Origin of the sequence: Streptomyces sp. 2A115 (genome assembly GCF_052245575.1) — a bacterium.
Lineage (GTDB): Bacteria > Actinomycetota > Actinomycetes > Streptomycetales > Streptomycetaceae > Streptomyces.
This window is the reverse complement of record NZ_JBQQCG010000054.1, coordinates 66,947-79,546: the sequence shown is the minus strand read 5'-3', so window position 1 is coordinate 79,546 and position 12,600 is coordinate 66,947. Positions and strand designations below refer to the sequence as shown.

Annotated in this window: 10 protein-coding genes; 6 read left to right on the top strand and 4 right to left on the bottom strand. The window is 68.8% G+C overall.

The window, feature by feature from the left end; translation table 11 throughout:
• The first annotated feature begins 94 nt into the window (after nt 1-94).
• Nucleotides 95-2,305 (top strand): protein kinase domain-containing protein, encoded by a 2,211-nt coding sequence (locus tag ACTWQR_RS36100; protein WP_443231451.1) that lies wholly within the window; start codon nt 95-97, stop codon nt 2,303-2,305.
• Between the two features lie 18 nt (nt 2,306-2,323).
• Here ACTWQR_RS36100 and nadA read toward each other — a convergent pair whose 3' ends face one another.
• On the bottom strand, nt 2,324-3,508 hold the full coding sequence (gene nadA, locus ACTWQR_RS36095) for a quinolinate synthase NadA (RefSeq protein ID WP_443231450.1): 1,185 nt from the start codon (nt 3,506-3,508) through the stop codon (nt 2,324-2,326).
• A 334-nt stretch (nt 3,509-3,842) separates the two neighbouring features.
• On the opposite strand from nadA, the gene ACTWQR_RS36090 reads away from it, so the two are divergent.
• Nucleotides 3,843-4,199 (top strand): HesB/IscA family protein, encoded by a 357-nt coding sequence (locus ACTWQR_RS36090; RefSeq protein ID WP_443231449.1) that lies wholly within the window; start codon nt 3,843-3,845, stop codon nt 4,197-4,199.
• Between the two features lie 174 nt (nt 4,200-4,373).
• Here ACTWQR_RS36090 and ACTWQR_RS36085 read toward each other — a convergent pair whose 3' ends face one another.
• Nucleotides 4,374-5,900, bottom strand: coding sequence for a hypothetical protein (locus tag ACTWQR_RS36085; RefSeq protein ID WP_443231448.1), 1,527 nt, complete (start codon nt 5,898-5,900; stop codon nt 4,374-4,376).
• 252 nt (nt 5,901-6,152) lie between these two features.
• Nucleotides 6,153-6,362 (bottom strand): hypothetical protein, encoded by a 210-nt coding sequence (locus tag ACTWQR_RS36080; protein ID WP_443231447.1) that lies wholly within the window; start codon nt 6,360-6,362, stop codon nt 6,153-6,155.
• A gap of 133 nt (nt 6,363-6,495) precedes the next feature.
• Here ACTWQR_RS36080 and ACTWQR_RS36075 point away from each other — a divergent pair, with 133 nt between their 5' ends.
• Entirely contained in the window at nt 6,496-7,470 is a 975-nt protein-coding gene (locus ACTWQR_RS36075; protein WP_443231446.1) for a carbohydrate kinase family protein, read from the top strand.
• A 72-nt stretch (nt 7,471-7,542) separates the two neighbouring features.
• Here the strand turns inward: ACTWQR_RS36075 and ACTWQR_RS36070 are convergent, their stop codons facing one another.
• Nucleotides 7,543-8,943, bottom strand: coding sequence for a cysteine desulfurase/sulfurtransferase TusA family protein (locus ACTWQR_RS36070; protein WP_443231445.1), 1,401 nt, complete (start codon nt 8,941-8,943; stop codon nt 7,543-7,545).
• Nucleotides 8,944-9,381: 438 nt separating this feature from the next.
• On the opposite strand from ACTWQR_RS36070, the gene ctaC reads away from it, so the two are divergent.
• Genes ctaC through ACTWQR_RS36055 form a run of 3 tightly spaced genes read left to right on the top strand, consistent with a single transcriptional unit; the run spans nt 9,382 to nt 12,502 of the window.
• A complete protein-coding gene (gene ctaC / locus ACTWQR_RS36065) occupies nt 9,382-10,374 on the top strand; it encodes an aa3-type cytochrome oxidase subunit II (RefSeq protein WP_443231444.1) in 993 nt (330 codons plus the stop codon).
• On the top strand, nt 10,371-12,107 hold the full coding sequence (gene ctaD, locus ACTWQR_RS36060; protein ID WP_443231443.1) for an aa3-type cytochrome oxidase subunit I: 1,737 nt from the start codon (nt 10,371-10,373) through the stop codon (nt 12,105-12,107). The genes ctaC and ctaD overlap by 4 nt, the downstream gene beginning before the upstream one ends.
• Nucleotides 12,104-12,502 carry a cytochrome c oxidase subunit 4 gene (locus tag ACTWQR_RS36055; RefSeq protein WP_443231442.1) on the top strand — a complete coding sequence of 133 codons (399 nt, stop codon included), beginning with the start codon at nt 12,104-12,106 and terminating at the stop codon, nt 12,500-12,502. The genes ctaD and ACTWQR_RS36055 overlap by 4 nt, the downstream gene beginning before the upstream one ends.
• Nucleotides 12,503-12,600: the final 98 nt, after the last annotated feature.

The following is a 12,600-nucleotide window of genomic DNA, read 5'->3' as shown; positions in this document are numbered from 1 at the left end:
CCGAGCCCAGAACGGCTCGGTACCCGGCAGCCCTCGTGTGCCGTTACGTATCCTGTGGGCTCGAACTGCTTTATGGGGGAAGGGGATTCGGGCGGTGCCACTGCACAGGGACGACCCGAAGTCGGTCGGCGGGTACAAGCTGGTCGACCGGCTCGGAGCCGGGGGGATGGGGGTCGTCTACCGGGGCAGAGCGCGTTCGGGGCGCGAGGTCGCCGTCAAGGTGGTGCACGCCCAGTACGCCGCGGACGGCGTCTTCCGGGCCCGGTTCCGGCAGGAGATCGAGGCGGTCCGCAAGGTGAGCGGCGCCTTCACCGCACCAGTCGTGGACGCCGACCCGGAGGCGTCGCGGCCGTGGATGGCGACCCAGTACGTGTCCGGCCGCTCGCTCGCGCAACGGATCCACGACCGCGGCCCGCTCCGGAACGCCGAGCTGCGGAAGTTGGCGCTCGGTCTGGTGGAGGCACTGCGCGACATCCACCGGGCCGGGGTCGTGCACCGCGACCTGAAGCCGGCGAACGTCATGATGGCCGAGGACGGCCCACGGGTCATCGACTTCGGCATCTCGCGCGCGGCGGAGAACCAGACCCTGACCGAGACCGGCCAGATGATCGGCACCCCGCCGTTCATGTCCCCGGAGCAGCTCACCGACGCCCGCACGGTCGGTCCGGCCTCGGACGTGTTCTCGCTCGGGGCGCTGCTGGTGTACGCCGTGACCGGGCGGGGCCCGTTCGACACCGACAGCCCCTATCTGACGGCCTACCGGGTGGTCCACGACGAGCCTGAGCTGGACGGGGTGGGCGGGCCGCTGCGCACGGTCCTGGAGCGCTGCCTGGTCAAGGAGGAGGCGGAACGGCCCGGACTCGACGAGTTGGCACGGGAGTTCGCGACAGCCCTGCCGGAGGGGGACGCGGGCGACCTGCCCACGGTGGCACTGGGCCGGGCCGCGCAGGCGATGGTGGAGATCCGCCCCGGGACGGTGGCCGACTCGGGCCGTGACGGCCGGCCCGGCCTGCGGAGCCGTATCCGCCCGCTGTGGGCCGCCACCGGCACGGTCGGCGCGATCGTTCTCGGGCTGACGGCCTATCTGCTGATCGGGCCGGGGCAGGCGGAAGGTAAGGGGGCGGCGCTGCCCGACGGCTGGAAGCCGTGGCAGACGACGGTGTACGAGAGCGCCCCGCGAGGCGCGAAGAAGGCCATGAGCGTGCACGGTGGGACGGAGGGCGGGCCCGAGTGTCTGGTGCACGAGGACGCCGTCTTCTGCGGGGGCGACGGAGTCCTTCCCGTACGCCTGGACGGCCGGACCGGCAAGACCGTCTGGCGCGCCGGCATCGCGCCCTCCGGCACCGACAGCGCGATGTACTCCGCCTACCCCCTCGGCGTCCGGGACGGCGTGATGCTGGTGCAGCAGCAGATCATCGGCGAATCCACCGAGACCGACCCGACCGACATCATCGCCCTCGACGCCGAGACCGGTGAGCGGCTCTGGAGCCGTACGGTGCATGAGACCTACGTCGAAATGATCTTCTCCGGCGGCGTGGTCGTGACGCCGGACAAGAGCGGCCGCTCGCTGGTGGCCCTGTCGCCGCGTACCGGCGCCGAGCGCTGGACGAAACGGGTGCCCGCGAACCACTACTGCGCGTTCACCGAGGCCGGCGAGGGCCTGTATCTGGAGTGCCTCCCGGACACAACGAAACTCGAGGAAAGGCTCATCCTGCAGCTGAACCCGACCGACGGCTCGACACGGCGGCTGACGGCGCCGAACAACGGTGCCCTAATCGGGGTCCTCGACGGCCGGCTGCTCTTCCTGCAGTTGACCGCGAACGAGCGAGGGGAGGTGCTGGTCGGCGAGGAGGCGCCGTACGACCGGATCCTGCTGGTCCATCCGGTCACCGGTGCCCGCAGCACGACGAAGCTGGCCAAGGAGTACGCGGGACAGGTGACCCTGGTGGACGGCACGCTGTGGTTCGCCGCCTCCAGCGGCCGGGTGACCGCCGTGTCGGCCCGCACGGGCAAGCCGCTGCGAAAACAGATCTCGACCAGCCTGGAACTGCCGAGCCTGCCTACGTACGACCCGCGGACGCGGACTCTGTACCTGGCCAGTGCCAGCGGCCGCGTGGCGGCCCTCGACGCGCGCGAGGGCACGCTGCTGTGGGAGACGCTGCCACGCGCCGAGAAGGTGTCGTCCGGCCTCGTTGTCGAGCCCGAGGTGCTGCTCCAGGAGGGGGCGCTGGTGGTGACCATCCCGGACGGCACGGTCTTCAGCCTCGACCCCGCTCACCCCGAGCGGAAGCCCGCCTCGGGGTGAGCGGGGCCGGGCACCGAGTTACGGCAGCGCCAGCATCCGCTCCAGAGCCAGCTTCGCGAACTGCTCGGTCTCGCGGTCGACCTCGATGCGGTTCACCAGGTTGCCCTCGGCCAACGACTCGAGAGTCCACACCAGGTGCGGCAGGTCTATGCGGTTCATGGTCGAGCAGAAGCAGACCGTCTTGTCGAGGAAGACGATCTCCTTGCCCTCGGGAGCGAAACGGTTCGCCAGGCGCCGGACCAGGTTCAGCTCCGTACCGATGGCCCACTTCGAGCCGGCCGGAGCCGCCTCCAGGGCCTTGATGATGTACTCCGTGGAGCCCACGTAGTCCGCCGCCGAGACGACCTCGTTCTTGCACTCGGGGTGGACGAGGACGTTCACGCCCGGGATGCGCTCACGCACGTCGTTGACCGAGTCGAGCGAGAAGCGGCCGTGCACCGAGCAGTGGCCCCGCCAAAGGATCATCTTGGCGTCGCGGAGCTGCTCGGCGGTCAGGCCGCCGTTCGGCTTGTGCGGGTTGTAGAGGACGCAGTCCTCAAGAGACATGCCCAGGTCGCGGACGGCGGTGTTGCGGCCGAGGTGCTGGTCGGGAAGGAAGAGCACCTTCTGGCCCTGCTCGAAGGCCCACTCCAGCGCCCGCTGGGCGTTGGACGAGGTGCAGATCGTGCCGCCGTGCTTGCCCGTGAACGCCTTGATGTCCGCGGAGGAGTTCATGTACGAGACGGGCACGACCTGCTCGGCCACCCCCGCCTCGGTCAGCACGTCCCAGCACTCGGCGACCTGCTCCGCCGTGGCCATGTCGGCCATCGAGCACCCGGCGGCCAGGTCGGGCAGGACCACCTTCTGGTCGTCGGAGGTCAGGATGTCCGCCGACTCGGCCATGAAGTGCACACCGCAGAAGACGATGTACTCGGCCTCGGGGCGCGCGGCGGCGTCCTTGGCCAGCTTGAAGGAGTCGCCCGTGACGTCCGCGAACTGGATGACCTCGTCGCGCTGATAGTGGTGGCCGAGCACGAAGACCTTGTCCCCGAGTTTCTCCTTGGCCGCGCGGGCGCGTTCCACCAGATTCGGGTCGGACGGCGAGGGCAGGTCACCGGGACACTCGACGCCGCGCTCGCTCCTGGGGTCGGCCTCGCGGCCGAGGAGCAGCAGGGCGAGGGGCGTCGGCTGTACGTCGAGATCCTGGGTCTGGGCGGTGGTCACGACACGCACCCTTTCTGTTCTGCGGCTCGCTTGGATCGACTGGAACGATCAAGCGAAACAAGCCTTTTCGTCGAAATGACGCTATCTATCATAACCGCTTCATGTCACTTTGACGATGCCCATAACGTCGATGTGACGTGAATCCCCTGGCGAATGCCCCGGCGAACGCCCCGAAGACGTCCGGGGGTTGTCCACAGGGCATTTTCCGCTTCCAGGCGGGTGTGCGAGCATGAAGAGACAAGCGAAAGACACGTGCTCGGCCCGGAATGAATCCGCGGCCCCGCCGGTTGCAACCGTCGGCAAGCAGTCTCCGTACAACCCGGGAGAGAAGCAGATGTCCGTATCGGACGAGACCACCACCGTGAGCGACGGCATCCTCCTGTCGGAAGCCGCCGCGGCCAAGGTCAAGGGCCTGCTCGAGCAGGAAGGCCGCGACGATCTGGCACTGCGCGTCGCCGTTCAGCCCGGCGGCTGCTCCGGCCTGCGGTACCAGCTCTTCTTCGACGAGCGCTCCCTCGACGGCGACGTCGTCAAGGAGTTCGGCGGTGTGAAGGTCGTCACCGACCGCATGAGCGCTCCGTACCTGGGCGGCGCCTCCATCGACTTCGTGGACACCATCGAGAAGCAGGGCTTCACGATCGACAACCCGAACGCGACGGGTTCCTGCGCCTGCGGCGACTCCTTCAGCTAAGCCCTGGCCGGCCGTACGTAAGCCTGGCCGGCGGCACGGTCGCGACGTGCGCGGAGCCGGTCGCCACGTACGCGGAGCCGATCTCGTACGCAGAAAGGCGGCGCCCCCTCCAACGGGGCGCCGCCTCTCGCGTATCCGCGGGGCCGTGCGCTACCTGCTCGGCGTCACGTGGTGTCACTTGGTCGGCGTCGGCAGATCCTTCTCCTTCGGCACCGCCTTGCCCTTCGCGTCGACCACCTTCCGGTCCCCGAGCGGCTCCTTGAGCTCGACCTTCTCGTGGAAGACCTTGGCGATCATGATGCAGACCTTGTCCTTCTGCGGCGTCTCGGTCACCCGGACCGTCACCGTGTCGTCGGTCTCCTCGACAGAGGCCGAGTAGTCGCTGCACACGCCACCGGTGAAGCGCACGGTCAGCTCCTTGCCGTCCGCGCTGTAGCCCTCGACCCTGACGTCCCGCGTCGCCGGCGCCTCGGTCGACCCGCCACCGGGCTCGCTCGACCGCGGGCTCGGCTGCGCGGTCGGCGTGCCCGGCTGCTGCGGAGAGGTCAGGTACCTGGGCTCGACCGCGGGATGCGTGACCGTGAAACTGTCCTTGCCGACCGAGGGCCGTACCTCGAAGAGCCAGGACGGCACCAGCGCCTGCCGCCCGTCCACGAAGTGCGCGGCCAGACCGAACACGGCGTCCTCGACGACGACCGGATCGGCCTTCGGCGCCACGGTCGACGTCTCGCAGGGCACCTCGTTCCTGTCCTTCATGGGCATGGGGGTGACACACCCGCCGATCCCCACGCGCCCGTCGCCCGTCCCGGGCCCGTTCAGCAGGTCGAGCGTCTTCTGGGCACTGAGGACGGGATATGTGTCGCCCTTCACCGGTGTCTTCAACTGGCCGCTGCCGCCCACCACTTGGCCGTCCGGGCCGACCTGGATGCCGGTCATCCAGCCGTACGTCGGCAGCCCGCCGACCTCCGGCTCCACGTTGACCACGCGTACGGCGCCCACGAGCTCGCTCGCGTCGAGCTTCGCGTCGTCCTGGCCGACCGCCTTGAGGACGGGCGCGGCGGCCTTCTTCGCGGCGTCCGCGCTGACCGGGTCGACCACGGGGTCCTGGGCGGTCCGGCTCTCGCATACCGTGGTGCTCTTGCAGTTGTCGGTGCCCGGCGCGAAGCGGTTGAACGTCCAGGTGCCGGGTGCCTTCCTGTTCACCTGGAGGCCCGGCCCGAAACCGTCGTTCGTGGCCCCGACCTTCCAGGCGTCGCCCTCCGCCGTCGGTTTCCCCTCGACATCCAGGGCCTTCGCAAGGCCGGCGACCTCGGCCGCGGTGACCTCGCCCTTCGCCCGGTAGACGGCCGCGGAGGAGGGGCCGTCGGGGAGCTCGCCCTCGGCGCGGTAGGTCACGCCGTTCGGGTCGGGCTCGCCGGGCGCGATGCCGTTCGTACCGGCAGTGCCGTCCGTGTCGTTCGTGCCGCCCTCGGTGTAGCCGTCCAGGGCGAGCGGCGGCGGAGTGCCGTCACCGCCCGGCGTGCCGGAGCTGTCCCTGCCCCCGCCACCGCCGGACGCGGTCGCGGCGAAGTACGCCCCACCGCCCCCGACGAGCAGCACCGCGGCCGCGACCGAGGCGACGGCCACCGGCGAACGCCGTCGGCGCGGCTTGTCCTCGTCGGCGGCTTCGGCCGCGTCGTTGTCGGGTCGCTCGGTGTTCACCGCATCGCTCCTTCACCGCACCGCTGTCCCATGGGACCCACCCCGACCGGGGGCGGGACGGGCTCAGGGCACAACAGGGTCGTATCCCGTATCCCCTTTACGGGGGACAGCCATGGGACGCGGCGGGGGAGCGCCCGGTTCCCTCTTAGGCGCCGGGACGCCTAAGAGGGGCGCGGGGAACTGCGCGATCAGCCACGATCGACCCGCAGCTGCAAACGGCCGGCGGTTCCTGTTCCTGCTCCTACGGAGCCCTCAGTCCCCGTAGTCCGACATGGCATCCAGCAGCCGGGCGGAGCCCACCGGCACGGTCACGCCATGGATGAGTGACGGCGACACGGGGAGGGGAGTGACCCGAGCGGGAGGCGCCCAGTGCGGAACCATCCGGGCACAGTCACCGCGCAACTCCACGAGACCGCCTTCGAGGTCGAGCGGAACGGAGCCCTGGATCTTGAGGTTCGTCATAACGGAACCGTAAGCACCGCAAGGCCTACGAAAAAAGGCCTACTATTGGGTAGTTTTGCCTGCTTCGAAGTCCCGGTGCAGACCCGATAGCGTTAGCTGTCAATCCCCCTCCTCCCAGGAGTGTGTCCTAGCCGTGCGTATCGCAGTCTCGGGCTCCATCGCCACCGACCACCTCATGACCTTCCCCGGCCGCTTCGCCGACCAGCTGGTCGCGGATCAGCTGCACACGGTCTCCCTTTCCTTCTTGGTCGACAACCTGGACGTACGCCGAGGAGGTGTGGGCGCGAACATCGCCTTCGGCATGGGCCAGCTCGGCACCTCGCCGATCCTGGTCGGAGCCGCGGGCTCCGACTTCGACGAGTACCGCGCCTGGCTGGACCGGCACGGCGTCGACACCGCTTCCGTCCGGATCTCCGAGGTGCTGCACACCGCGCGCTTCGTCTGCACCACGGACTCCGACCACAACCAGATCGGCTCCTTCTACACCGGCGCCATGAGCGAGGCCCGCCTCATCGAGCTCAAGGCGGTCGCCGACCGCGTGGGCGGACTCGACCTCGTCCTGATCGGCGCGGACGACCCCGAGGCGATGATGCGGCACACCGAGGAGTGCCGGACCCGCTCGATCGCGTTCGCCGCCGACTTCTCCCAGCAGATCGCGCGCATGAACGGCGAGGAGATCCGTACGCTCCTCGACGGGGCGACGTATCTCTTCTCGAACGAGTACGAGAAGGGGCTCATCGAGTCCAAGACCGGCTGGAGCGACGCGGAGATCCTCGCCAAGGTCGGCCACCGTGTGACGACCCTCGGCGCGCGCGGCGTCCGCATCGAGAGCGTCGGTGCGGACACGGTCGAGGTCGGTGTCCCCGAGGAGACGGCGAAGGTGGACCCGACGGGTGTCGGCGACGCCTTCCGTGCGGGGTTCCTCTCGGGGCTGGCCTGGGGGGTCTCGCACGAGCGGGCGGCGCAGGTGGGCTGCATGCTCGCCACGCTGGTCATCGAGACGTCGGGTACCCAGGAGTATCAGCTCCGGCGGTCCCACTTCATGGACCGGTTCACCAAGGCGTACGGGCATGACGCCGCCGGTGAGGTGCAGGAGCACCTGGTTTAAGTTTCGGCTCCTCTGAGGTGCTTTCGTTGCCTGTGGGGCGCGTGGGAGCTGGTCGCGCAGTTCCCCGCGCCCTTAAAGGGGCGCCTGTCGGCGGACCACGTATGCCGTCCCCTTCTCCGTCGGCTCCTCTCCCAGGTACTCCTGCCCCCGCATCTCGCACCACGCCGGGATGTCGAGTCGGGCCGCCTCGTCGTCCGACAGGACGCGGATCGTGCCGCCGACCGGTACGTCGCCGATCACCTTGGCGAGTTCGATCACCGGGATCGGGCAGCGCTTGCCGAGGGCGTCCACGACAAGGGAGCCGTCGAGGGAATCGTCCTGGACGGACACCGCGGGGGCGGTCACCGGAGCGCCCAGCTTCTCGCGGACCGTCGCGACCGTGCCCGGGAGGACGTCCAGGAAACGGTCCACGTCCTGCGCGCGGGTGCCCGACGGCAGCGACACCCGGACGTTGCCCTCGGTCAGCACACCCATGGCCTTCAGGACGTGGCTGGGCGTCAGCGTGCTGCTCGTACAGGACGATCCGGACGAAACCGAGAAACCCTCACGGTCCAGCTCGTGCAGCAGAGTCTCTCCGTCGACATAGAGACAGGAGAAGGTGAGGAGATGGGGGAGCCGGCGCATCGGGTCGCCCACCACCTCCACGTCCGGGACCAGTTCCGGTACCCGCGCACGGATCCGGTCCGTCAACTCCCGCAGCCGGGCCGACTCCGCGGCCGCCTCCGCCCGTACGGCACGCAGCGCGGCCGCCGCGGCGACGATCCCGGGGATGTTCTCGAAGCCGGGAGCGCGGCCCGACTCCCGTTCGTCGACGGGGCCTTGAGGGGCGTACCGCACCCCCTTGCGTACGACGAGAAGGCCGACACCCGAAGGTCCGCCCCATTTGTGCGCGCTGCCCGTGAGGAGCGACCAGCCGCCCTCGACCGGCCCCCAGGCCAGCGACTGCGCCGCGTCCACCAGGAGCGGCACGCCCGCCTCGCGGCACGCGGCCGCGACGGCCGCGACCGGCTGCTCGGTGCCCACTTCGTGGTTGGCGGACTGGAGACACGCGAGCGCGGTGTCGGGGCGCAGGGCCGCGGAGTACGCGTCGGGGGAGACCGCGCCCGTGCGCAGAACGGGCACTTCGGTCACCGTTCCGCCCTGGCCCTGGTGAACCTCGGCCGAATGGAGCACCGAAGAGTGTTCGACGGCGGACACGATCAGGTGGCGTCCGACGCGGCGGCGTCCCGCGAGCGCGCCCGAGATTCCGTCGTGCACGGCCCGGGTGCCGGACGAGGTGAAAACCAGCTCGTCCGGGCGGCAGCCCACCGCGTCGGCGGCGGCCTCGCGGGCGGCATCCAGGAGGAGGCGGGCCCGCCGGCCCTCCCGGTAGAGCCGGGCGGGGTCGGCCCAGCCCTCGTCCAGCGAGGCCTGCAGGGCCTGGCGGGCCACGGGGTGCAGCGGAGCGGAGGATGCGGCGTCGAAGTAGGACACACCGCCACGCTATTCGGTCTGCTCAGGTATGGGTACATCGGGCCGGTTTGTTGGCTGCGGGCCGTGGGGGCTGGTCGCGCCCACGCGGCGGAGCCGCATATCGGCACAGCCCCGCGCCCCTAAGAGCCGGGTGACGGGTGCCCCTTTAGGGCGCGGGGAACTGCGCGCCCAGCCCTGAAGAACCCGCAGTCGCCGTATGCGCCGCACCCCCGAGCCGCCGGGCGTCTCCAAACCCCCGTCAGAAGTGGTCCGGAGTCACCCATTCCACCCCTTCTGGGGGCCCGGCGGCGCGTTGGGGACCCTCCCCGCGCGACCCCAAAAAGCGTCCAGTAGGGTTTGGTCCGCATAAACATCCAAACCCCTGCCCGACGCAGGGCGGCGACCGACCAGAGAAGGCCGCAGCCAACAGCGCGGGCGAGACTCTCGGGAAGGCGCTACGTGAGTCCCAACGGCTCCGACCTCCCCCACGCCCTGGGGGGCGCGGGCGGTACCCCCATGCCGCGGCGCCCGATGCGGCGCAAGCTGCTGCAGGCACTGACTGCGGGCCTGGTCCTGGCGACCGCCACCGGTTGCACATACGAGGACTTCCCCCGTCTTGGTATGCCCACCCCGGTCACGGAAGAGGCTCCGCGGATCCTCTCCCTGTGGCAGGGCTCCTGGGCAGCCGCGCTCGCCACCGGCGTGCTGGTCTGGGGCCTGATCCTGTGGGCGGCCATGTTCCACCGGCGCAGCCGCACCAAGGTCGAAGTTCCCCCGCAGACCCGGTACAACATGCCCATCGAGGCGCTGTACACGGTGGTCCCGCTCATCATCGTGTCGGTGCTCTTCTACTTCACCGCTCGCGACGAGTCGAAGCTCCTCAGCCTCGACAAGAAGCCCGACGTCACGGTCAACGTGGTCGGCTTCCAGTGGAGCTGGTGCTTCAACTACGTCGAGAACGTCGACGGTTCAACCGGTGACGCGAGCACCGACGAGAACCTGGGCGCCATTCCGGACAGGTTCAAGAAGCAGTTCCCGGCCGACGCGGGTGGCGTGTACACGTGCGGCACCCCGGGCGAGGAGAACCCGCAGACCAACAACCCCGGCCCGACCCTCTGGCTCCCCAAGGGCAAGACGGTCCGCTTCATCCTCACTTCGCGTGACGTCATCCACTCCTTCTGGGTGGTGCCGTTCCTGATGAAGCAGGACGTCATCCCGGGGCACACCAACTCCTTCCAGGTGACCCCCAACAAGGAGGGCACCTTCCTGGGCAAGTGCGCCGAGCTGTGCGGCGTCGACCACTCCCGGATGCTCTTCAACGTGAAGGTCGTCTCTCCCGAGCGCTACGAGGCCCACCTCAGGGAGCTCGCGGAGAAGGGCCAGACCGGTTACGTCCCGGCCGGCATCGAGCAGACGGACCCTGAGAAGAACCGGGAGACGAACAACCTGTGAGCATCCTCAACGAACCCCAGGGTGCCGCCGCGGCTGAGGACTCGTACGAGAACGAGCTGCCGGTACGGCGCAAGCAGCCCGGCAACGTCGTGGTCAAGTGGCTCACCACCACCGACCACAAGACGATCGGCACGTTGTACCTGATCACGTCGTTCGCGTTCTTCTGCATCGGCGGCGTGATGGCGCTGTTCATGCGCGCCGAACTCGCCCGTCCCGGCACGCAGCTCATGTCGAACGAGCAGTTCAACCAGGCGTTCACGATGCACGGCACGATCATGCTGCTGATGTTCGCGACGCCGCTGTTCGCCGGCTTCGCCAACTGGATCATGCCGCTGCAGATCGGCGCCCCGGACGTCGCCTTCCCCCGGCTGAACATGTTCGCCTACTGGCTGTACCTGTTCGGCTCGCTGATCGCGGTGGCCGGCTTCCTCACCCCGCAGGGCGCCGCCGACTTCGGCTGGTTCGCCTACAGCCCGCTGTCCGACGCGGTCCGCTCGCCGGGCATCGGCGCCGACATGTGGATCATGGGTCTGGCGTTCTCCGGCTTCGGCACCATCCTCGGCTCGGTCAACTTCATCACCACCATCATCTGCATGCGCGCGCCCGGTATGACCATGTTCCGCATGCCGATCTTCGTGTGGAACGTGCTGCTCACCGGTGTGCTGGTGCTGCTGGCCTTCCCGGTGCTGGCCGCGGCGCTGTTCGCGCTGGAGGCGGACCGCAAGTTCGGTGCCCACATCTTCGACGCCGCGAACGGCGGCGCGTTGCTGTGGCAACACCTGTTCTGGTTCTTCGGGCATCCAGAGGTGTACATCATCGCGTTGCCGTTCTTCGGCATCATCAGTGAGGTCATCCCGGTCTTCTCCCGCAAGCCGATGTTCGGCTACATGGGGCTGATCGGTGCGACCGTCGCGATCGCGGGTCTGTCGGTGACGGTGTGGGCGCACCACATGTACGTCACCGGCGGCGTACTCCTACCGTTCTTCTCCTTCATGACGTTCCTGATCGCCGTCCCAACAGGCGTGAAGTTCTTCAACTGGATCGGAACGATGTGGAAGGGATCGTTGTCGTTCGAGACACCGATGCTCTGGGCGACCGGCTTCCTGATCACCTTCATGTTCGGTGGTCTGACCGGTGTCATCCTGGCCTCGCCGCCGATGGACTTCCACGTCTCGGACTCGTACTTCGTGGTGGCGCACTTCCACTACGTGGTCTTCGGCACCGTGGTGTTCGCGATGTTCTCCGGCTTCCACTTCTGGTGGCCGAAGATGACCGGCAAGATGCTCGACGAGCGCCTCGGCAAGATCACGTTCTGGACGCTGTTCATCGGCTTCCACGGCACGTTCCTCGTCCAGCACTGGCTGGGCGCCGAGGGCATGCCGCGGCGTTACGCGGACTACCTCGCGGCCGACGGCTTCACCGCTCTGAACACGGTCTCGACGATCAGCTCGTTCGTGCTCGGTCTGTCGGTGCTGCCGTTCTTCTACAACATCTGGAAGACCGCCAAGTACGGCAAGAAGGTCGAGGTCGACGACCCGTGGGGGTACGGCCGCTCGCTGGAGTGGGCGACCTCGTGCCCGCCGCCGCGGCACAACTTCCTCACCCTGCCGAGGATCCGTTCCGAATCCCCGGCCTTCGACCTGCACCACCCGGAGATCGCCGCTCTCGACCAGCTCGAGAACGCGCCTCACGGTGAGAAGGCCCTCGCTGGTGGCAAGGAGGCCGGCAAGTGAAGGTCCAAGGCAAGATGTTCATCTGGATGGCTGTCTTCATCCTCGGCATGGCGATCGTCTATGGCGTGTGGTCGAAGGAGCCGGCCGGTACCACGGCGCTCTTCCTGGGCTTCGGCCTGTGCATCATGATCGGCTACTACCTGGCCTTCACGGCCCGGCGTGTCGACGTGGGCGCTCAGGACAACAAGGAGGCCGATGTCGCGGACGACGCCGGTGAGGTCGGGTTCTTCAGCCCGCACAGCTGGCAGCCGCTGTCCCTGGCCATCGGTGGCGCACTCGCCTTCTGCGGCGTCATCTTCGGCTGGTGGCTGATGTACTTCTCGGCCCCGATCATCCTGATCGGCCTGTGGGGCTGGGTCTTCGAGTACTACCGCGGAGAAAACCAGAACCAGTAACACGCGCTGAGCACCAGGAAGCCCGGACACTCCGTCAGGAGGGTCCGGGCTCCCTCGTTTGCCGCACCTCTCGTCCCTCACTCGGGCTACTCGCCGCG